This is a genomic window from Methanospirillum lacunae (assembly GCF_003173355.1).
Lineage (GTDB): Archaea > Halobacteriota > Methanomicrobia > Methanomicrobiales > Methanospirillaceae > Methanospirillum > Methanospirillum lacunae.
In genome coordinates, this window is the sequence record NZ_QGMY01000006.1 from 320,901 (window position 1) to 344,207 (window position 23,307).

The window sequence follows — 23,307 nt, forward strand, 5'->3', positions numbered from 1 at the left end:
ATCGAAGGGACAAGACCCCAATTGAAGCTTTGAAGGATGAACAGAATACTATGTTTTCCCTTCCATCTCTTGAATATTCTAACGTACTGACCAAATTTTCCCGAATTTCAAAGTATTCATTTGTAACCTTTGACCGTAATTATTACTCAGTTCCTGATACCTATCGTCAAAAACACATTCTGTTAAAAATATCTCAGGAACGGATTGACCTCCTATCTGGTCCTGAACTGATCGCATCACACCAGAGATTTTACGGGAAAGGGCAGTACTCTCTCAATATTTGCCATTTCCTAAAAACATTTGGAAGAAAACCAGGAGCACTTGAACATTCAAAAGTCATTCACCAGGTTCCTCCTGTCCTCCTTAAACTTTTTGAATCCAGTTACCGGGAAAAGCCGTTGGAGTTCATTCAGCCTTGATTCCCGGGAACACATAACGATGGAAAAAGGTCCGAGAGGTATACGAAGAAATTTATCTAAATGAAGATAATATTATAGAGATTAGAAAATTGCACCTAATCGTTATGTGTGCTAAAAATACATAACGAGGATAAAAATTTTAATCCCCTATAATCAATCATTTTTTAATTCTGCAATCAATTTTAAGATTTTACTTCCTCACTCGTTACAGATTTCCGGGAATCCAGGATACAACTTATCAACAAGGAAAATAGTACCGATAGGAAATGATATATTTTCATTCCGCTCAACTTCATTGGTTCTTAGTTTTGTTTGCATTTTAGGCGATTCAAACATCACTAAGAACACATTTATTTTTGTTAGTGGCAAAGTCAGGCTTCAGTTATCAAGTGGACCACTGCCGGTTTTTATCTATCCTCTCTACTTTTTAACCACTAAAACTGACGAAGAGCCAATTATATTTTAACATTTGAATGAACTTTACGCGTACTTATTTCTCCAATTCTCCTCAATTTTTTGTATATAATATCCTATAACAAAGGTAATTGGAATAATAAAAATAATCATAATAATATCTTGGAATAGTGGATTAAACCCAAGAAAATAAAATATTCCATACCAAATTGTAAAAAAAGGGCGATGAATTAGATAAACGACAAATGAAGAAGTTGATATAAATAAGAATAATTTATTTAAATTTGGAGAAATCTCTCCAATAAACGATTCTGCAAACCAAAGAGAAATTAAACAAAATGATATTACTATAATATTTAATGATATTGTTGAAACAATCGAAATAGAGAGGTATTGTCCTTGAAATAATGGTAAAATTTGGTCCATTCTTACATTCAAGATTAATCCAAATCCAAAAATAGTTGGAATGATGAGTAAATATTTACGCCATTTCTGATTTTCAAATAAATTAATAAAGTTGGTTGCAATTCCACATACAAAAATAAAAAAATAATTAAAAAAGTAATCATCAATTAAATGAAATAAAATTCTAATCATTAAACAACTAACAAAAATGGAAATAGTTACTATAATAAACGAGGGAAGTTTTTTAGAAAAATAAATTATCAACGGATATAATAAATAGAAAAATAATATCAATCCAACGAAATAAAGGGTAAATATTGGTTTTGCTAATGCAGGAGAGAGAATAATTTGTAGACCCAAAGCATTAATTATTAAATTATAAAAATTAAATAAATTTGAGATATTATAATCAATTCGTGTTGGGGCAAATATTGGCATTAATGTCGCATACACGAAAAAAAATAAAGATATTCCAAAAATCCAATATAGCGGAAAAATCCGAATAATCCTCTTTTTGTAAAATTTTATAATTTGAGCTTTAGTTTTTATCAAATTAGTGGTAGTAAATAAAATATATCCACTAATAAATATAAATAACCCAAGACCGAATGACGCAAAATAAGGGCTAAATAATTTGATCCCCCCATTATTAATTATATACCCTCCCCCACAATGTGTAATTACAATAAAACAAATCGCAAGAGTTCGTAAAAAATCTATACTAATAATTCGATTATTCATGAAATATCACCCATTTAATTGCATTCTTTATTCCAACACCAGAGAATTAACTTATTTATACCCCGAAAAATTTTGAAACTAATTATTGGTAATCTTGAAAATAAAAATAAAAGGTTTTTTTGAATTTTATATGTGTTAGTCTTACATTCCTTAAGTATTTTAGCAGCTGAATCGGAATCGTCTCTCAATAAAAAATGGTAAGCAATTCCCAATTGCAAATATGAAATATATTCTGAAACCTCATTTATCATAGTTTCATGAACTTCTCCCCTTTCAATTGCTTTTTTTCCTGAATTTATAAATGGAAGATTAGGATTTAGAACTTTTGTTAAACCAGAACGATTGACTGCATCCACATATACTTTTGATTCACCCCTCCAACTAAATGCGATTGAATATTTTATTGCAATTCTACCCCACATGTCTAAATCCTCCCCCATCGGTTCACCTTCTAGAAACATTCCAATTTCAGAAAAAACATATTTCGGAATTCCCACAGAAGAAGAACAAACAGGAGGATCTTCTTCAGTAGCCGCTCTAAAGTAGTCAGGTATTATTCCTTCCCAAGGATATTTTTCAATATATTTATTATTCATCTTTCGAATTATTCCTTTTGAATTACAACGGCTGTAGGATGTAACATAAGCTCCAGCTCCTGGATAAGTTTTTTGAAGGTTAAATAATATTTGCAAATGGTTTGGCGTCCACTCATCATCAGCATCAAGAAATGTAATAAAATCGGTGTTAATATTTTGAATTCCTCTATTTCTTGCTACAGATACTCCTGAATTAATTTGCTGAATAAGTTTTATTCTTGAATCATTTATTTTTTTAACCATTTCCGGACCATTATCAGTTGACCCATCATCAATGATAACAATTTCAAATTTTTGGAAAGTCTGTTTTAATACAGAATTTATAGATCTTAAAATATGAGGTTCTTTATTAAACAGTGGAATTATTACTGAAATTAGAGGATTCATAGATTTCTCATCAATTAGATAGTTTGTAGCAATATTATGTTAACAATTCTATTCAACTGGTACAAGTGAGTTATTTTCTAGATCCATAATAACAATTATGAAAAGTCCAACGATTCTAATATTTGTCTAAAACATTTTTTAATATATCTCCTGCTGAAAGCGCTAACTCCTTTATAGTTGGGATTTTCAGATCCAATTCACGCCTAATTTCACTTTCCCTTTCTTGCATTGAAGAGAACATATCAACAACTGTTTTCGAGTTTATTTTATCAGGCCCGAGAGAATAATTATTATGGCCGAAAATATCCTGATTAATACCTTTTGCTTTAAGACTATAACCTAAGCTTAAAGTTGGAACACTTGTTGACAAGGCTGCGATCGTAGCGTGAGTTCGTGATCCAATAAAAAATGTCATTTGACTTATGATCCATTTCATTTCTGATGCTGTGTAAGAGGGAGGGATCAAAACACATTTATTTTTTTTACATGATATTCGGGAAAAAATTTCCTTCATAAAACGATAATCATCAGAATGTAATGAAGTAACATGCGGAATGAGATAAATAGTAGAATCGCTTTTAGAACAGATTTCTTGAATTATTTCAGATGCCATTAAAACCCATGCTTCAATATCTCCACCAGTTACATATTTTGCCATCATTGGACTCAAATTAATACCGATTGAATCCTTCTCTAATGAAATATAATCATCGATTCCTTTAGGCTTCTCATGCTCCATGAGAAATGCTGGATCTGCAACCGTGGAAACATTTTTTCTTACCTCAATGCTATGTAAGTAATCTGTGGTTGCAGATTCCCTGGCAAATATTCCTGTGACCTTGTTGAGATGTTGACTCATATATTTTTCATATTTTCCAATTTGATTAAAGGGACCAATTGATGCACCCCAGATAAATAGTGGTTTCTGGTGCTCAAGGACAAGATCATCAAGTGTCGTAAAGAGTTTTGGGATCCCATAATCAAGAGAATAATTGTCACCGCCAATAGATAGGACCGCAGTGGAACTGTGGAGATATGGAAACATATTCTTATAGACACGACGATTAATACTTTCAGGTTTTAAAAAAAAATGATAAATGTCCCTCCAAGTATTTAGTTTCCAGAAATTTTTTAGAACAATATTTCGATTAAAATTTGAAGAGGAAATATGAATAATATTTCGATCGATTTCATTTCTAGATTGATATTGGAATATTTTTTCAGATTGAAAATGTGATAAACATATAAATTTCGGATCACAATAAAATTTCCGAAGAATTTTTGTCGTCCCTCGAATAATTGCCTCACATCCTCTATTTTCATACGAACCGTTCCCAGCTAATATAAAAAGAGGTTGTTCATGATTCATATAAAAGACTCCTTATTTTTCGTTGAAAGAATTGAATAATATCAATAGGAAGCATAATAATTTTTAAATATGTTTCATTTTTTCTTAAAAGATGTAGAATAGGTTCCATATCATCACGAAAGATATCATTCTCTCCTTTTTTATAGGTTCTACTTATTATCCTCATTTGCTCTTTATAAATTACCTCATTTCGTAAGAATGGGTTTTTCATTCTAACTGGATTTACTCTTTTTTTAACTACCTTCTTTCCATTTTTTTTGTTTAGATACAATCTAAATGCAAGGTATTTTCGCTTTATTGTTATCAATCCCTTTTGGCTTTGTATCACCATATCGATTGGAATTGTATCAAGATTGATATCTTTTAACATAATGCCCTTTTCTAACAACCTTTTTACTTTAATAGACCTTATTAAAATAAGATTTGTCCCTTTACTATCTAAAGAATATTCCGGAAGCCATGCATCCATAAGCGTTACATCTGCACATTCAGCAAAAATATCATCACAATAGTTACACGCATTTATTGTAAACCAACGATTTAGATATGCTTCTGCTACACCTTCATTCCAAAATAATTTTTTCTCTTTTCCTTTCTTATCCATCGCAGAGAAAAAAAAATTACTTGCAATTTTTTCTGAATCTTTTCCTCGATATTGTACTTGTATTGGCTTTTCTTCCAAACCTGCTAGTGTTGATAAATAAGTGGTATAATTTACACTTTTCAATTGACCACAAGTAAGACCTAATATAATCGTGATTCTCTTACGTAATTTTTTATTATACAACTGAGATAACCTAATTGCTTTAACAAAACACGGTAAGCCTATAATAGCATAATTACCTGGAATATCAACTATATATTTTAGTACTTCAGATAGTTCTACTGGATGATATGTTGAACCTGAACTTTTTCGAATATCCTCTATTGAGGAAAAAACTGTATATTTAAAAAGTTTATTTGGATCTAAATTTTTTGTTACACAAATAACCGCATCCACTTCATGATCTTTTATGAGGTTTTCAAGTATCCACGTTGCCATACCACCCGATGCTCCTAAATTGCGATGCTCATTTACTTTTGAGTATCCTACATAAGTATTTAGAAAAAACCCAGTTTCTAACTTATGTTGAATTCCGGGAACATTACCAAATAATTGTTGTCCGATTACATCTTCATCAGGATTCTTTTCTCCAAATGGACAAACATTTATACAGATACCACACTCGGTTTTACAATCATGATAGAGCACTGGATTATACTCACCATACGGATTAATAATCATTTTAAGGGAATTATCTGGACATAGAGCTACACAGACACCACAACCGATACATAAGTCAAGATTTTTGTCTTTTTTCGGAAATAAAGGCTTCATCAAAAAATCTCCTAAAACAAATGGGAATATATGCTGAAAACAGATTAAATTCGTATTCATTTAGACCAAACTTAATAATAAGTATTAAATATATTATGCTGATGGCCCCACCAACAAATACAAGGTTGAAGAAAGTCCATACAGGTTCAAAAGTAATAAAAATCCTGGAAACCATAATAATTGAAATCGTGGATATAATACCAGGCAACATTGATTTTGTAAAAGTATATGATGGTACTTGTAGAACTCTAGTCGCATACCATGGAGTAAAAATTGCATTTTTTAATGTTAGAGTAATTGCCGCTGCTACAGCAACTCCATAGTAACCCAATCCGGAGTATAGAGATAGGAATATCGCAAGGAGGAGGTTTCCTATCCCCATAATAAATGTAATAATTCCTGGAACTTTTACCTTATTGTGTGCAATATTTATCGCAAACAGAGGTAATACTGCCAGATTAACCATGAGGTGAATGACTAATACTATCGTAAGAGGAGCAAGAAATACAAATTCACTACCAACCCAAATAAAAATTAACTGTGAAGCAAACCCACAGACCAATCCAATTGGAAGCGCCACAAAAAGGCCCATCAACTTGACAGCACTCTTAGAAACCCGAATCAGAGATTCTATTTGCTCTTTTGCATAATACATCAACATCACAGGCGTTAACAGTCCTGCGACTGTTCCTGCAATCCCACGGAGAAGAATAACCCATTGTAATGCAATAGCATATTCCCCACCCATTTTCGCTCCAAAATATAAATTTATTACAATAAGATCGATGTTGAGAAAAAGTAATGATCCAACCTGATTAATGACAACCCACCAACTCATCCCCATAAAATCGTTTAATCGGCTTCGATCAAAATCATGGTAAGAAATTTTTAGATCAGGATTAATCAAATGGGATAAAAATATAGAAAAAGTAGTAGTAACAATTCCACTAATTAAGTAAGCTAATCCAACAAGAGCAAGAGAGGGTGAGATAATCTTAAAAAAAATTATTATAAATAGTATTTGAAGAATAGTTCCAGTAATATTTATTAGATTGATCAGATCAAGGCGATTATATGCAAATAGAGAAACGGTAAAATTACCAGACCATGCACGGATAAGAAAAGTATTACATATACCGAAGAAGAGAAAGAACACTTCTCCTTTTTGACTATCTTGAATACTAAATAATATAGGAGCATAAAGAGAAATAATGATGATAACCGGGAACAGGAGAAATATAAATGCAGTAATCCCAAAAAAGGCAGTATTGAACGTTATATTGGCAGATAAATAATCTTCTCGTTGAATATTGACTGACAGAAATCGAGAAACAGATGAATTAAGTGAATCAGTTAATAAACCAATATATCCATTTATCGATGTGGCAAGAGGGATAATCCCATATGCTGCAATGCCCAGAGTCGAAATAAAAAATGGAACTAAAAATAGGCCTATTACAATGTTTAGTAAAAAATATAACATATTCCCTAAAAAATTCTTACCCATCTGTTTAGATGTAAAAAAAGAACTTGTCATTTATTGTGTTCCTATAATTTATTTATTTTGCCTTTCCGCCTAATTTGTTCAGGTATATAAAATAAAATTCTCATCTTGAATCGCTCTGTCATATAATTGAACCAGCCACACTAGGGGTTTCCTTATTCAAAATTCATAATTATTTCACAAAACACAAACATCATGATTTTGGTATAGTATAAACTACTTGCCAATTCTCTAAATGTCATATTAAAATACTTTATTTTTATGTAGATTTGATTTGATCATTTACTGTGTGTTTTAATATTATCAAAACAATTTCACAAATAAAAATTATAACTTAAGATAAAACATTCCAACTTTCTCCGCCTCATCACTGTTGACCATCCCTTGAACATCCACAAGAACTGGGTTAGTATTCATCAGATATCGAATATTTTGAATATTTTTTTTCTTAAATAGTGTATGAGCCACTGCAATAATTACCACATCCACTTTCATATTGGGATCCTGCAAAGGGATCACCCCAAACTTTCTAATAACTTCATCTGGAAGTAGCGGATCATATCCATATACATCGATCTTGAATTCCTTGAGTTCATGGATAATCTCTTCAACCGAGGATTCTCGGGTGTCTGGAACATCTTCTTTGTAAGTGAGACCCATAATCAGGACTTTAGAATTCCTAATCACTTTACCGGCTTCATTCAACCCTTTTATCGTCATTTGGGCAACATGACGGGGCATTGAATCATTGATTGCTCTCCCAGCTAGGATCACTTGTGGATGATATCCTAATTCTTCTGCTTTATACACAAGGTAATAAGGATCAACCGGAATACAATGGCCACCAACCAAGCCTGGACGATATTTATGAAAATTCCATTTGGTTTCTGCTGCATTGAGTACTGCCTTAGTATCTATACTCATTTTTTGAAAAATAATTGAGAGTTCATTCATGAGGGCGATGTTGAGATCCCGCTGTATATTTTCGATCACTTTTGCAGCTTCCGCCGTTTTGATATTTGGTGCCCGGTATACTGTTGTAACTAACCCATAAAGATCACATAGAATATCTGTTGTATTTTCATCCATTCCAGATACTATTTTCGTGATTTTTTCAAGCGTATGTTCATCATCATTTGGATTAATCCGTTCAGGTGAATACCCAACAAAAAAGTCTGTTCCACACTTCATCCCGGATTCTTTCTCAAGAATCGGAATCATAATATCTTCGGTTACTCCGGGATATACTGTCGATTCAAGAACAACAATTGTACCAGACTTTAAATTTTGGCCAATGGTGGTAGCGGCGGACCTAACCGCACCAAGATCGGGATCTTTGGCCTTTGTTACCGGAGTAGGGACACAAATCAAAACAAAATCTGCATTCTTAATGGATTGAGGATCAGATGTTACATCAAATCCGGGTTGACTTTTTTTAATTGATTCAATTTTTTGTTGATCAATATCAAATCCTATCGTTCGAATATGTTGAGCAAACGCTTCTGCAAGCGGAAAACCTACATATCCTAACCCGACAACACACACTAGTTTATTTTTTATTGATTCTGATACCATGCAATCGTCTCCATAAGACCGGATTTAACTGAATAATGTGGAGTATAGCCAATTTGGTTCTGAATTCTACTAATGTCAGCAAGAGAGTCACGGATGTCACCCGGTCTCTCTCGTTCAAAAATAATCGGGGCCGTAATCCCCGTCAACTCCATAATCAACGAAGCTAACGAAATGAGAGAAATCTGCTGATTATACGCAACATTAAAAACTCCCTCAATGTTACTTTCCATTGCCTTGATGTTTGCCTGTACAACATCTTTCACGTACGTAAAATCCCGGGTCTGTTTCCCATCTCCATATATTACCGGTGATTCATGTTTCAAAATCCGGGTAATAAATTTTGGAATAACTGCAGAATATTCAGATTTGGGATCCTGGCAGGGTCCAAATACATTAAAATATCTAAGTGAAACAGTTTTTAGACCATATAATTCTGAAAAAACCCTACAATACTGCTCTCCAGCAAATTTTGAAATACCATACGGGGACATTGGATTTGGAGGCATATTTTCAGTCTTTGGAAGAACCGGAGTATCCCCATACACCGATGAAGAAGATGCAAAAACAACTTTTCGAACATTCATCTCTTTTGCAGCAAGTAAAACATTCAATGTTCCTGTAATATTCGTTTCATTTGTTGGAAGAGGATCTTTCACTGAACGAGGGACAGATGTTATGGCTGCTTCATGAAAAATCCCATCTGAACCCTCAAAAACCTGTTTTAATAGCAAAAAATCAGTGACACTTCCTTGTATAAACTTGACAGGAGTATGGACAATATGTTCCATTTTCCCGCTAAACAAATTATCAATGACAACGACTTCGTGATCCATCGCCAAAGCTTTAGCAAGATGAGAACCAATAAATCCGGCTCCTCCGGTAATGACATATTTCATGATAATGTATGTCCAGGCTAGAATATCCCGGAACAAGACTCAATATTACGCTTTTCAGAATTAGGGTATTTATTTATTTGCCATGCAATAGATCAATGTCATATGATTAACTTTGTATATGATTATTAGAATCTAAAAATACCTTGTAAATGGACATTATTATTGTAGTATTATGAATACCCGGAATCAGATCTAATAGAAGGGGGCCATCATAATGCCGATATACATAGTGAACTCCTTTTCTTAATTAAAGCCCAAATGGCAGATTTTTCTAAACCCAATCTAAGGGTTTCTCTAAATATACCGGAAATCGTCTATTTTTAAAATTCCCCAAAGGAAACCGAACATATATCCGGCCACTATTTATACTTTGATCAAAAGACACCATATACTATGGATATACCCTGGACAGGCTAATAGCACCCCCGTGTAAAAACGATATTTGGGCTCCTTTTCTCCCCGGACTGTAATGCATGGCATATATTTATTAACTCAACTCAAAAAAGAAAACACATGGCTTTTAGATATGAATTTCGTACTTTCGTAATATTATCCCTTTTCATATGTCTCATAATTACAATAATTCCCCCGGGATCGGCAGAATATTCAATCGAAATCTCTCCTCAAACCATTGCCCCGGATCAGGAAGTCACGGTGACACTCAATAATATTCCACAGAATTCTCTCATTAACATGTCCTTAAACGCTTCAGTAAAAACCACTCCGGGTGAAGAGATGGATTATACAGTCAACAACTTTCTGTTTCCTTATGAATCCGGGGTATCAGTATTCCAGGCAAAAATGTTTGATCTTGAACCAGGAACTCCTGCAACTGTGAGTATATTACGGGAAGATGGAACTGAAGCAACCCGTACTGACAATGTTTCACCTGCAGGAGAATTTAATGCATCTATTCAGAAAGAACTGAACAGGGGAATGTACAATGTTTCATTTATTGGAATCCCGGCATCCGGCAATGTAACATCAACAATAGACTTTGGTGGTGTCACTAATACAACGACAGGTAACGTCACTGCCGAATCTGCCAGTACTGAATCCTATTTCTCTCCTGGAGGAATTACTGACGGAACGGTCGATGTAAATATCTATATTGATAAACAACTTCAGAAATCAAATACCATCACAATATCTTCAAATGCATAAAATTGAAAATCATTGACAGAATCTTCAATATATTTTTCATAGTGATCTATGGTACTACATTCATTTTTTATCAAATACAATTCATCAACCAAAGGAGCGTATTGCTAGCATAATGCGACCCAGGCATATTGCCATCCTGACTCTGTGTGGATGGCTTCTCATTATTACTCTGTTCATGATGGCTGCAAGAAGATTTGATCTTGAAGTCTTCTTTGTGCTCTGGTTGATCGGTCTTCTGATTGTTGTTGAACTGACGGATTACAGATATTTTCAAACAACTCATCTTAAAAAAATTAAATATATTATCGGAATTGGTATCCTGATATTCGGATACATTGTCATTGAAAAAATACTGGTAATTCTCCATTCATGAAATCATTACGTATTAGTACAGCATTTCTTCTGCTGGCAATCAGCACTCTTGTCCTGGTATGTATGATTTCAGTTCCACCGGTTTTTTACTCCCTGGATCAGGATATTGCAAAATCAGGATTTCATAATAACATTGATACAGAAAAACGAGTCGTCATCAATAGTTCAACAGATATGCTTTCAGTAATGCAGGATATTCTTGACTACTCAGGACCGATTGCTCTCAACATACGAATGCAGGATCTTGAATCTTCAAGAAATGATCTCGATCAATACGCTAAGAAATACCGGAACCTGAACAGCCTGGTTATTAATCTTGAGATGAATGATAGTGAAGTTCAGGATTTTGTCAACAATACAAAACTCCAGGATGATCTATACCGGGAACTCATGAATTCATCATATTCACTTGATGAATTAAAGAGACTTGAATTCAGATACCGGGATAAGAAAGATAGTGTCGGCCTCACAACTATTGCGTACCAGGGTCAGGCATTAAAAAAGAAGATTCAGTCGATCAGAGACAGATATCATACAGTTAATCAGAACATCATAAATCAGAGTATCTCGTATGAACTGGACCCAACAAAAACTCAGAAAGCACGAGAAGATATTGATCGATTTGTTGACGAAATAACAAAGGACATTAAGGAGGAGAAACCGGAAGTTGTACCAAACCTGAATATCGCAAGAAAAATATCACTCATCATTTCTCCGGATCATGGAGTATACCGGGATCTGATTATGTACTCAGGGTTTGCTTCAGGAAATGGGGCTAATAATGCCAATGTAAGCATATGGCTTGATAATAAAACCTATTTTAATACTACGACGAATGATATTGGAGAATATCGCCAAAAAATAGAAATCGGAAGGATTCAAGAAGGAACCCATAATGTTTCAGCCCATTGGGGCTCTATGAATTCTGAAGAAATGAACCTTACCGTAACTTCGGTAAACTCTTCACTTACCCTGAATATTACCGGTGAGTTATTTCAGCCGGTAATACACACATCCGGACTTCTCATGACAAACCGGAGCGTACAATCAGCTCCCATTCGGTTTATCGTCAATAATCAAACATGGAATGAAACCAGAACAGATAATTATGGAAATTATAGTTTAAACCTTACTTTGCCTGAAGGAAAATACCTTATTCACACTCTCTTTTCAGATCGATCTTTTCCGATCAATCCATCAGTAAGCCCGACATATGAAGTCATCTCTTCTGGAACAGGTATCATTTCTATCCGGCTCCTTGGAAACTCCGTCAATAATTATGATGATTCAACAGAACAGTTGCTGAAAATCAGCATCGGATTCATTGTCCTTTTCAGCCTGGGTATATTATTTTGGCATTTGAAAAGGAAAAGCCAATCCCGGACTCATATACAAGAAGTTCCGTTACCAGATAAGAAGGATTCTGTCATCATTCCTGATGATATCGATGTACAGGAATTTTTCAATGGAAATATTGAGGATACCATAACGCAAAAAGAAGAACTATTATTATCCGGCTACACAGAAAAACTCAAGGTTTCCGGATTATCAGAAGCAGCACGATATGTATACATTTATTTTATTGAGAAAATTGCCGGTGATTTACAAAACCCGCCACCACCTCTTACTCTGACCCCGCGTGAAGTTATCCAAAAAATCCGGAGATATCACTATTCAGGGATCTTTACTTTGTTTGTATCGCAATACGAACGGATCAGATATGGCGGTAAGAATGATAAGAAAGAACAGACAGCCTTTGAAACTCTGATGAATGAAACCGATTCCAATTTGAGTGAGAAACATGAAGACTGAAAACGGTATTGCATTACTTCTGATCATTGCCGCAGTTTTTCTCCTCATATCTCACCTTTCAACAAACAATCTCGAATTCAGCAGATATAATGCCGGGTGGAATGGAACATCAGATTTTTTTGATCTTCAAAACCGTCATACAACAGAAGATATTACAAATACATCTTCATTATCAGGTAAACAAAACTCGACTCTTCTGATAATTGCACCAAAAAAGCCATACTCTGCTTATGAGTTATCAGATTACCGATCTTATATCCAGAGAGGAAACATAATCATTCTCGCCGATGATTTTGGGACTGGCAATGACTTTTTGAGAGGGATCGGTTCTTCCATTCGGATTTTACCAGGAATAGTAGCCAGTGTCGATCGGGCATATAATGATTCATACGCTATTGTTTCTTATCCGGTTTTTAATCATTCATTAACCAGAAACGTCTCTTCCATCGTATTAGATAAGGGGGCTGCACTTGAAGGAGGAGAACCCTTGATAAAAACAACCCTCATGAGTTGGATAGATGCAGATAATAATGCAAGAATTACAAAAAAGGAGATGCTTGGTAAGTATACTGTTGTAACTCGTGAGCATATCGGGAAAGGAGAATTAATAGTCCTCTCTGATCCGAGCATTTTTATAAACACAATGAATAGTCTCGATGATAAATGGGATAATAGAAAATTTATTGAAAATATTCTTGCTCTCTCGAATCATCTTATAATTGATCAGGCAAATTCGAGAACATCAGATACGGATGGGTATAGCACCATAATGCAGGATCTCAAAAGTTCCTCTCTTTCCATGCTTGCATTTATTGGCCTACTCCTTTTCATTTTGATCATCCTGTTTATAAAAAAGCGTTACATATGATTTTTCATAAACGATTTAAAGGACCCTGTATCTGTCTTTCAATTCAAGGACAACAAAAATATGACACAAAAACATGAAACCAAACAAAGAACTATAATATTCCAATCAAATAATCTGATACTGACTGATTATATCATATCCCTCTGGGTTACAGGAGTCTGCGATGAATAAAACCAATAATCAATCTTCCCATAAAACTGATGATGCAACCGTTACAACCCTTGAAACTTTGAACAGGGAGGCCATTAAAAAAATACAGGAGTATATTGTTGGAAATCAGGATCTTATCCAGTTAATCCTCGTTGCCCTTTTAGCTAATGGTCATATCCTTATTGAGGGAGTACCAGGCACTGCAAAAACTACAATCGCAAAATCCATTGCACTCATTACCGGCTGTGAATTTAGAAGGATTCAGGGTGCAGTAGATATACAGCCGGCAGATATCATCGGTATCAGGACCTATGACTTAGTATCGAGAGACTTTGTTCTTAAGCCAGGTCCGGTTTTTACTAATATACTACTCGCTGATGAACTCAATCGGATGAATCCAAAAGCACAGAGTGCTTTTATTGAATCCATGAGTGAAAGACAGGCAACAATTGATGGAGATACAATACCACTCCCTGACCCGTTTATCGTCATTGCGACCCAAAACCCATACGAGATGGAAGGGACTTTTCCCATGATTGAGGTCCAGCGTGATCGGTTTATGTTTAGTATGGATACCTCACATCTGGATTCTGAAGAAGAACTTATGATCATCAGAAGAGCTTCAGATGGTAAACTCAACTGGAAAAATTATGCTGACAGCATTACTCCACTTATTGAGAAGGAAACCCTCATACAATTGATAAGAAAAATATCTGATATTCACGTTGAAGATCCTATTCTTCATTACATCAGAGATATTATAATCAAAACCAGGAATCACCCTGATATTGCACTGGGTGCTTCTTCACGTGCCTCAATCTCATTTATATCAGGAGTTAAATCTTTTGCTGCATTACAAGGACGCGAATATGTAATTCCGGATGATGTCAAATGGATTGCACAGAAAGTGTTGAAACACCGGATCTATCTCACAAGAGAAGCCGAAATTGAAGGCATCACCTCTTCAGAAATAATACAGGAAATATTGGAGTCGGTAGAGGTGCAATAACAGTGAAAGTGAAACGCTGTACCCGGATTATTATTGCAGCGTTTCTTCTTTTCTTAATTTTAACTTTTTTTTTAGATAAACCAGATCTTTTAGCAGTTTCCCTGTCTCTGTGGGTACTCATAATCTGGCGTTACATCATTTTCTTTAAGCGACTAAAATTAGTTGTAAAATCAGTGGATGTCAAGAGAATTATCGATAAATCCCTGGTAAGACAAGGGATGATTTGCATGGTGACAACCAAAATATCCTTGACAATAGAAGAGGGAATGACAGCCATCTATTCAGAGATGGTACCAGTCGGTGTGCAAATCGAAGATGGAACGAATCAGACAGATCCACTTTTTTCAGGTGCTCATAAATTGACACTTACATACAGTATTTCTCCTATCTCCCACGGAAGCATTACATTTCCAGGAGGAAGTGTGACCGTGCAGGATCCATTCTTTGAAACAACAATTCGATTATCCACATCATCTTATAACGGTCCGGTTCTTCTTGTGCAGCCAGCTCCATTCTTTGAAAAAAAGAGATCAGATCGTCAGTCTCAGGGAGTTGAAACAAATACAATTCAGGTACAGCGTGGGAGCACCATAAAGACATACCGGAAATATTTCCAGGATGATGATTCACGGCTCATCGATTGGAAATTGTCTGCAAAACGTGATACGTTATATGTACGGGAATTTACCAGCCTGGAATCAAATCCTCCATTACTCATTATTGATCTTCCTGATGTGGATCAGGATTATGATGAAAAGCACTTTTCAAAACTTGTCATGGCAATTTCTGCACAAATAGAAAATGTGGCACGAGAAGGAACTATCCTTTCTCTTCTTATCATTTCAGGACCCAATATCATCACCTTCCTCTCCCATGAATATTATCCTGGCAGTTGGATGACTGTTATAAGAGAACAGTTCCACCCCCGTATCAGGTTGCATCATCTCTACCGTACAAAACAAAGGATAGAACTCAGAAAAATCGTGAAAGATTTTCAGAACCTGAATAAGAATAGAGTAAATAATTCAATAATCAGATACTATTCTCTCTTAAATTCTGTATTTAAGAACCATCTCCTTGATAATGGAAAAAACCGATTTTCATCTCAAATCTCACGAATTTTTTTATCAGTCAGACCAGGGTTTATCACTTTGTACTCACTTTGTGATGGCGATGTAAGCCACATTAAGGAGATTGCACATCAGGCACGATTTGATAAAATCCAATTCGTTATTCAAACAACGCAAAAGATCAGTTCTCATAAATTATGTGCTCAGTACAGTGCACTTCGTAAAGAAACAATTGAGGAGATACCATGATTATTTCACTCTTAGAGAAACTCTATCTATGCCTCTTTATTGCCTGTATGTTTGCTCTCGCATATTTTTCTCCGATTTGGTATGTATATCCCCTGATAATGTGTATTTTCCTTTGTATCTGGTTTTTTTACACACATAAAAGCGAGAAAGGAATCGTGTTGTTATTATGGGGTGAATTTTCCTGTGTTGCTGCATGGTACGCTTCTCCCTTTCTTGCATGGGTAATTCAAATACCGGTTATCGGTTTATTTCTCTTAAATCTGGATATTCCCCATACGAAACAGGAACAACTCTATTCAATTATATTATTTGGATTACTTGGAGTGATAACAGTACTTAGCGATCAGATAAACCATACTATGATTCCGGTGATACTGATACTCGTTGTATCAGTGGTGGTAATTCTGGGAATGATGATAACAGAATTTCGATTTAAAAAAGAGTTCAGAGTTGAGAAAGTATGAAAAAATCCTATATAAATAGAGATTTTCTTAGTTCATATATCCTGATAACTGTCGCCGCATTACTTCTACTGGTAGTGGCAATTACTGATCGGAGAGACATTACATCTGCATCAGTCGTAATCTCGGCCATGATCCTGTTTCTCTGTGGAATTTTTCTCTTCACGTTCTCAAAGCAGGATTCTATCGATGATCACATCTCATCACTCATTCCAGTCCAGAATCATATCAATTTCTGCACAATCATATCAGAATTAGGAATCATGGGTAATTCCTGGATTCTTCCACCACATAAAACAGGGAAAGAATGTATCATGCAATTCATACCAGTATCAACATATTCTGGTGGAACACTACAAGGAGATATTTTTGTTTCAGGAGAAGAAGGAACTGGCGTTCTTGTGCAGCCAACCGGACAAACCCTGAGATCAGATCTTAGGAAAAATGCCAGGTTAGTAATCCCCGACTCTGAAGAGGAGGTACTCCAGCTCATAAAGGAGACAGGAGAAGAACTTCTGGAAATTGCAGAGACAGTAAATGTCCAAAAAACAGGTGAGGGTTTTTCAATTATTCTAGACAATTATCTGCTTGTTGACGGATGCCGAAGAATAACAACTGAGTCACCTGCATGTTGTACGTTGAATCCATGTGCAATATGTAGTCTTTTTGGGATGATACTCACAGAAGGATTAAACCAGGCAGTAATGGTGGAGCGGTGTAGACCAGATAAAAAGAAAAATCGTGTCGAGATTCTCTTCACGATATCGTAAAAAACCTTCTTCTAAAGAAATTAATTCTTTTTCCCTTTCGCTTTTACCAGCCGTGCCTGAAGACCATAGTAATGTGAGAAACCAATAGCATCTGTCTGATCAATCAATTTTGAATCAAAGGAAGCCACGTCGACCGAGTAGAATGAATCCGGAGATGAACGGCCGAGCACAGTAACGGTTCCTTTGTAAAGCCGGAGATCCACAGTTCCGTTCACCCGCTGCTGTGTCGTGTCAATAAAGGCATTGAGGGCATCCCAGAGTGGTTCATAGATTAGACCGTAATAAGCAAGTTGCGCCCATTTTGCATCAACCGACTGCTTAAAAGCGTACTCTTCCCGTGTGAGAACAAGTCTCTCAAGGTCAGCATGTGCAGTGAGCAGAACTGTTGCTGCAGGGTGTTCATAGATCTCCCTTGCTTTGATACCCAAAACCCGGTTTTCCATCATATCGTTTCTGCCAATTCCGTGACTCCCTGCAATCCGGTTGATCTCACGGATGAGATCATACCCCGACATCTTCTTCCCGTTCAGTGCAACAGGGAGTCCCTTCTCAAAGGTCAGGGTTATCTCAAGGGGAGTATCTGGAGCACTCATTGCTGAAACAGTCCAGGCATAGATCTCTTCAGGTGGGTGGAAATCAGGCTCTTCAAGATGACCCCCTTCAACACTTCTCGACCACAGGTTCTCATCAACAGACCACGGTTTTTCCTTGTTGACCGGAACAGGGACACCATGCTGCTCTGCATATTCAATCTCCCATTCACGAGTCATGTTGTTCTCACGAATGGGCGCAACTACCTCCAGACCAGCAGATCTGAAGACGACGTCAAACCTGAGTTGATCGTTTCCTTTCCCTGTGCATCCATGTGCAACAGCGGTTGCTCCTTCTTTCTTTGCAATCTCAACAACCGCTTCGGCAATAATAGGCCTTGCAAGAGAAGTTCCCATGGGATACCCTTCATACAAGCCATTTGCACGAATAGAGGGGAACAGACACCGGTCAACAAACTCCTGTTTAAGGTCGACTGTATAGTGACGGTCAGCCAGTTTTTTGCCTTTCTCTTCTGCGACCGCAATCTCATCATCCCGCTGACCCACATTTGCTGCAACTGTGACAACGCGATCGTATCCGTACTGCTCCTTTAGAAGTGGAATGCAGATTGAGGTATCAAGTCCACCAGAATATGCAAGAACTACAGTGCCTTTGCCCATATAAATATCTCCAGAAAATGTGAATTATCCTCATATATATGGGTATGAAGAAAAGAAAAAACTCCCGCAGGTTTTCTTTCTACCGCGGGATGGGAAAAATCAGCAGATGTAGTGCTGCAGCGGTTCAATAGTCAGGTTTTCAGCCCTGACCGTGTTGATAGCTTCAGCAGCTGCAAGAGCTGCCTGTATGGTTGTGATGTAGGGTACTCCGTAATCAACAGCTGTCCGCATAATCTGAATATGATCCTGACGAGCTCTCCTGTCTGCAAAGACATTGATGATGAGACTGATCTCTCCACACCTGAGCATATCTACAACATTTGGCGAACCTTCCTGGATCTTGCGGACAAGATTTGAAGGAATGCCCTGGCTATTAAGATAATCCACAGTGCCGCTCGTTCCATATATTTTGAGACCATTCTCATGAAATGCTCTGGCAACTGGGAGGATATGATCTTTGAGATCCTGGGTTATTGAGATAAACACATTGCCTGATCGTGGAAGACGATTATGTGCTGCGATGCTGGCTTTATAATACGCACGTCCAAAGTCGTAATCAATCCCCATCACCTCACCTGTGCTTTTCATCTCAGGACCAAGAACTGTATCAACACCCGGGAGCTTGTTGAAGGGCAGAAGCACTTCTTTTACTGCAACGTGCTTGATCTGACGTTCCTGATAGGGCATATCAGAAAGCCTCATACCCATCATCACCCGTGCTGCAATTTTAGCAAGGGGAATTCCTGTCGCTTTTGCTACAAAGGGAACAGTCCTGCTGGCCCGGGGATTAGCCTCAAGCACATAGACCACCGAACCCTGGACCGCAAACTGAATATTTACTAGTCCGACTACCCCTAAACCAAGGGCCAGTCTCCGGGTATAGTCACGTACTGTCTCCAAAATTTCTGGTGAAAGTGACTGGGTAGGGATAACACATGCCGAATCACCACTATGAACCCCGGCAGCCTCGATATGCTCCATGATTCCACCGATGAGAACATCGGTGCCGTCACAGACTGCATCAACATCAAGTTCAATAGCATTCTGCAAAAATCGATCGATCAGAACCGGATGGCTGCGTGAGACTTTTACTGCCTCACGCATATACGCTGTCAATTCTGCAGTATCATGGACGATCTCCATCGCCCTTCCACCAAGGACATAGGAAGGTCTGACCAGTGCAGGATACCCAATCTTATCAGCAGTTGCAAGGGCTTCATCTTCAGAAGTTGCTGACCCGTTGGGAGGGGAAGGTATGCGGAGATCATCAAGGAGAACACTGAACCGATCCCTATCCTCTGCCATATCCATGGCATCAGGAGTTGAGCCAAGGATTCGGGTCCTGAGTCCAACGCGAGCCATCTCATCACGAAGTGGAACAGCAAGGTTCACGGCATTCTGTCCTCCGAACTGAACCATTACTCCATCATATTCATCCTTTTTGAGGATATTCATCACATCCTCAAGAGTCATTGGCTCAAAGAAAAGGCGATCAGATGTATCAAAATCGGTTGAAACTGTTTCTGGATTATTATTGACAACATGTACCTCAATACCCATCTCACGAAGGGCAGTGACTGCATGAACGGTACAGTAATCAAACTCAATCCCCTGGCCGATCCGAATCGGTCCTGATCCAAGGATCATAACCTTCTTCTTGCCAGATGGCTCCATCTCGCACCTGGAATCTCCCCAGGTTGAATAGAAGTATGGGGTCTGGGCAGGAAATTCGGCTGCACAGGTATCCACCATCTTATACGAGGGTGAACCACAAAGGGTATTGATCTCCTCTTCTGTCCGTTTGGTCAGGGTGATGATCTCACTTGTAGAAAAACCATACTTCTTTGCCAGCCTTACCTGTTCGTCTGTACCACCAGTCGTTAGAACCTGTTCAAGATCAACAATATTTCGGACCTTTTCAAGCCAGAAAGGTGTTATTTTTGTAAGATCTGCAACCTCATCCAGTCCGAAATCCTCCCTGAAAGCATCAAAGAGTGTTGCAAATCTTTCATCTGTGGGTCTTGAGAGGATCATGCGGATTTCGCCATGATTGGTGTGACGATCTACATCGTTGTCAAGGGAACGAAGAGCCTTCTTGAATGCTTCCTCAACACATCTACCAATTGCCATAACCTCACCGGTAGATTTCATGGCAGTTGTGAGAGTCCGGTCTGCGGTCTTGAACTTGTCAAACGGCCAACGAGGAACCTTGACAACAACATAATCTATTGATGGTTCAAACGATGCCGGAGTCTTTCCCGTCACCGTGTTGAGAATTTCATCAAGTCTGAGACCGATTGCTATCTTGGCAGCTACACGTGCAATAGGATATCCGGTTGCTTTTGAAGCGAGGGCTGAAGAGCGTGAGACCCGGGGATTTACTTCAATGACCCTGTACTCTTTGTCTTTTTTGAACCCGAACTGGATATTACACCCACCCTGTACATCTAGAGCACGGATGATCTTGAGCGCAGCATCACGAAGAACATTGAATTCATCATCACGGAGGGTCAGAATGGGAGCAACCACCACACTTTCACCGGTGTGAACACCCATTGGATCCACATTCTCCATACCGCAGATGGTGATACAGGTATCATTTGCATCCCTCATCACCTCAAACTCTACCTCTTTCCACCCGGCCACACTTTCTTCAACAAGTACCTGGTGAATTCTGGATTTTCCAAGGCCAAGTTCGGTGATTCGCCTGAGATCATCTGCGTTGTATGCAATTCCTCCGCCGGCCCCGCCAAGAGTATATGCAGGCCTGATAATTGCAGGGAAACCCACAATTTTGGCGGCCTCATCGAGCTGTGAGAGAGAACTGACAATCATAGATTTGGGGACGGGCTCGCCTATCCGTTGCATTAAATCCCTGAACTTCTCACGATCTTCTCCTTCATAGATCGCTTTAAGTGGAGTCCCAAGGATTCTAACACCCTCCAGTGCACCCATCTCGGCAAGTTCTGCAGTGAGGTTAAGACCGGTCTGACCACCCATCCCGGATAATATTCCATCAGGCTTTTCTTTCGCAATAATCTTCGCGATTACGTCAGCCTGAAGTGGTTCAACATAAATGATGTCTGCAGTATCAGGATCGGTCTGAATGGTTGCAGGGTTACTATTGACAAGAACAACCTCAACGCCCTCCTCACGAAGGGCGCGGCAGGCCTGCGATCCTGAGAAATCAAACTCAGCAGCCTGACCAATCTGAATCGGCCCTGACCCGATGAGGATCACTTTCTTGATTGATGGGTCTTTTGGCATTAAATCAGCCTCCGCATCATCATATCAAAGTACATCTTCTCTGTATCATGCGGTCCGGCATGAGCCTCCGGGTGGAACTGAACACAGAAGAGTTCAAGATACTCATCCTCAAATCCTTCAAGTGTTCCATCGTTACAGTTGGTGAACGTGACCTGACAACCCTCAGGGAGTGAATCTCCCATAACGACGAACCCGTGGTTCTGGGATGAGATTGCTATCCGGCCATCCTTGTAACGGACCGGCTGATTTGCACCCCGGTGACCAAACTTCATCTTTTGTGTTTCTCCACCCAGAGCCAGTCCGCATATCTGATTGCCCATACAGATCCCAAAAACAGGTAACTGGCCGGCAAGGTTTTTCACAGCATGAATAGCCCCTGTAGCCTGGACCGGATCACCAGGACCATTACTGATAAAGAGTGCATCTGGTTTGCATGCAAGTATCTCATCAGGTTTTGCATCGTGGGGGAAGATATACAGGTCTGCATTCCTGTGGCTTAAACTTTGAAGAATATTCTTCTTGACTCCGAGATCAATCACAGCCACTCTAGGTCCGCTTCCTTTCATATTCCAGGGCTCTTTGCATGAAACTTCAGGAATCAGTGCCTGGGTTGTGATATCAGGTGCTGATCTGGCCAGTTGAACTGCCTCTTCTCCATCATCACTGCCCACGATGATTCCAGCCCTGACAGTTCCTTTCTCTCTGATACTGATTGTCAGGTGGCGTGTATCAACGCCGGTTATTCCGAAGAGACCCTCTTCTTCAAAAAACTGGGAGAGTGTAGATCTGCCTGCCGGCTGCGTGCAGAGCTCGTGAACCACACACCCAGATGCCCATACTCGGGAGTTCTGAAAATTTTCCCGATCAACTCCATAATTTCCAATAAGAGGGTACGTGAAGAGGAGGAGTTGGCCGTGATAACTGGGGTCGGTCAGCGCTTCCATATACCCAGTCATCTGCGTGCTGAAGACCAGCTCGCCGGTTGTCTCTCCCTCAACCCCGAATCCCTCGCCGATAAAATATCGTCCATCCTCTAATCCGAGCGCAGCCTTCATGGTGTAAGTCCCATATCAGTGAGCCTGAAAACGTAATAACGATACCTTCTAGAAAATTTCAAAATAATTTCCCGAAGCATTGTGTACATTAAGTTTTCAGAATTATCTGGTGTCATCGAGTCTTGCGCACAATCTTAAGAACAATCTTAAGAACACCGCGGTTGA

19 protein-coding genes are annotated in these 23,307 nt (G+C 38.2%); 9 read left to right on the forward strand and 10 right to left on the reverse strand.

Going from position 1 to position 23,307, the window contains the following annotated elements; translation table 11 throughout:
- Positions 1–50 precede the first annotated feature (50 nt).
- Positions 51–419 (forward strand): Mu transposase domain-containing protein, encoded by a 369-nt coding sequence (locus DK846_RS07385; RefSeq protein ID WP_109968277.1) that lies wholly within the window; start codon positions 51–53, stop codon positions 417–419.
- Between the two features lie 480 nt (positions 420–899).
- Here DK846_RS07385 and DK846_RS07390 read toward each other — a convergent pair whose 3' ends face one another.
- From DK846_RS07390 to DK846_RS07420, 7 genes are all read right to left on the reverse strand, one after another.
- Positions 900–1,979 carry an acyltransferase family protein gene (locus DK846_RS07390; RefSeq protein ID WP_109968278.1) on the reverse strand — a complete coding sequence of 360 codons (1,080 nt, stop codon included), beginning with the start codon at positions 1,977–1,979 and terminating at the stop codon, positions 900–902.
- Between the two features lie 14 nt (positions 1,980–1,993).
- Complete coding sequence (locus DK846_RS07395; protein WP_109968279.1) at positions 1,994–2,962, reverse strand: glycosyltransferase family 2 protein; 969 nt, start codon at positions 2,960–2,962, stop codon at positions 1,994–1,996.
- A 115-nt stretch (positions 2,963–3,077) separates the two neighbouring features.
- Positions 3,078–4,331 carry a polysaccharide pyruvyl transferase family protein gene (locus DK846_RS07400; RefSeq protein WP_109968280.1) on the reverse strand — a complete coding sequence of 418 codons (1,254 nt, stop codon included), beginning with the start codon at positions 4,329–4,331 and terminating at the stop codon, positions 3,078–3,080.
- Positions 4,321–5,709: a Coenzyme F420 hydrogenase/dehydrogenase, beta subunit C-terminal domain gene (locus DK846_RS07405; protein WP_109968281.1), complete on the reverse strand. Its 1,389-nt coding sequence runs from the start codon at positions 5,707–5,709 to the stop codon at positions 4,321–4,323. The genes DK846_RS07400 and DK846_RS07405 overlap by 11 nt, the downstream gene beginning before the upstream one ends.
- Entirely contained in the window at positions 5,672–7,246 is a 1,575-nt protein-coding gene (locus DK846_RS07410; protein WP_109968282.1) for a lipopolysaccharide biosynthesis protein, read from the reverse strand. Before DK846_RS07410 ends, DK846_RS07405 begins: the two co-directional genes overlap by 38 nt.
- 294 nt (positions 7,247–7,540) lie before the next feature.
- Positions 7,541–8,788, reverse strand: a complete 1,248-nt coding sequence (locus tag DK846_RS07415; RefSeq protein WP_109968283.1) for a nucleotide sugar dehydrogenase — start codon at positions 8,786–8,788, stop codon at positions 7,541–7,543.
- Positions 8,770–9,684: an SDR family oxidoreductase gene (locus tag DK846_RS07420; protein ID WP_109968284.1), complete on the reverse strand. Its 915-nt coding sequence runs from the start codon at positions 9,682–9,684 to the stop codon at positions 8,770–8,772. The genes DK846_RS07415 and DK846_RS07420 overlap by 19 nt, the downstream gene beginning before the upstream one ends.
- A gap of 513 nt (positions 9,685–10,197) precedes the next feature.
- Between DK846_RS07420 and DK846_RS07425 the strand changes: the two genes are divergently transcribed.
- The 8 genes from DK846_RS07425 (at position 10,198) to DK846_RS07460 (ending at position 17,609) form a co-directional block, all read left to right on the forward strand.
- Entirely contained in the window at positions 10,198–10,848 is a 651-nt protein-coding gene (locus tag DK846_RS07425; RefSeq protein WP_109968285.1) for a hypothetical protein, read from the forward strand.
- Positions 10,849–10,960: 112 nt separating this feature from the next.
- Positions 10,961–11,221 (forward strand): hypothetical protein, encoded by a 261-nt coding sequence (locus DK846_RS07430; RefSeq protein WP_109968286.1) that lies wholly within the window; start codon positions 10,961–10,963, stop codon positions 11,219–11,221.
- Entirely contained in the window at positions 11,218–13,032 is a 1,815-nt protein-coding gene (locus DK846_RS07435; RefSeq protein ID WP_109968287.1) for a hypothetical protein, read from the forward strand. Before DK846_RS07430 ends, DK846_RS07435 begins: the two co-directional genes overlap by 4 nt.
- Positions 13,022–13,900, forward strand: coding sequence for a DUF4350 domain-containing protein (locus DK846_RS07440; protein WP_109968288.1), 879 nt, complete (start codon positions 13,022–13,024; stop codon positions 13,898–13,900). Before DK846_RS07435 ends, DK846_RS07440 begins: the two co-directional genes overlap by 11 nt.
- 163 nt (positions 13,901–14,063) lie before the next feature.
- A complete protein-coding gene (locus DK846_RS07445) occupies positions 14,064–15,059 on the forward strand; it encodes an AAA family ATPase (RefSeq protein ID WP_109968289.1) in 996 nt (331 codons plus the stop codon).
- Positions 15,060–15,061: 2 nt separating this feature from the next.
- Positions 15,062–16,378 (forward strand): DUF58 domain-containing protein, encoded by a 1,317-nt coding sequence (locus tag DK846_RS07450; RefSeq protein ID WP_109968290.1) that lies wholly within the window; start codon positions 15,062–15,064, stop codon positions 16,376–16,378.
- The gene (locus DK846_RS07455; RefSeq protein WP_109968291.1) at positions 16,375–16,842 is read left to right on the forward strand and encodes a hypothetical protein; all 468 of its coding nucleotides are present in this window, start codon (positions 16,375–16,377) and stop codon (positions 16,840–16,842) included. The genes DK846_RS07450 and DK846_RS07455 overlap by 4 nt, the downstream gene beginning before the upstream one ends.
- Entirely contained in the window at positions 16,839–17,609 is a 771-nt protein-coding gene (locus tag DK846_RS07460) for a hypothetical protein (protein WP_109968292.1), read from the forward strand. The genes DK846_RS07455 and DK846_RS07460 overlap by 4 nt, the downstream gene beginning before the upstream one ends.
- Before the next feature lie 20 nt (positions 17,610–17,629).
- On the opposite strand, the gene DK846_RS07465 is transcribed toward DK846_RS07460, so the two are convergent.
- The 3 genes from DK846_RS07465 to carA form a co-directional block, all read right to left on the reverse strand.
- Positions 17,630–18,820: an argininosuccinate synthase gene (locus DK846_RS07465; protein WP_109968293.1), complete on the reverse strand. Its 1,191-nt coding sequence runs from the start codon at positions 18,818–18,820 to the stop codon at positions 17,630–17,632.
- 99 nt (positions 18,821–18,919) lie between these two features.
- Entirely contained in the window at positions 18,920–22,087 is a 3,168-nt protein-coding gene (gene carB, locus DK846_RS07470; protein WP_109968294.1) for a carbamoyl-phosphate synthase large subunit, read from the reverse strand.
- Entirely contained in the window at positions 22,087–23,142 is a 1,056-nt protein-coding gene (gene carA, locus DK846_RS07475; protein ID WP_109968295.1) for a glutamine-hydrolyzing carbamoyl-phosphate synthase small subunit, read from the reverse strand. Before carA ends, carB begins: the two co-directional genes overlap by 1 nt.
- Positions 23,143–23,307 lie beyond the last annotated feature (165 nt).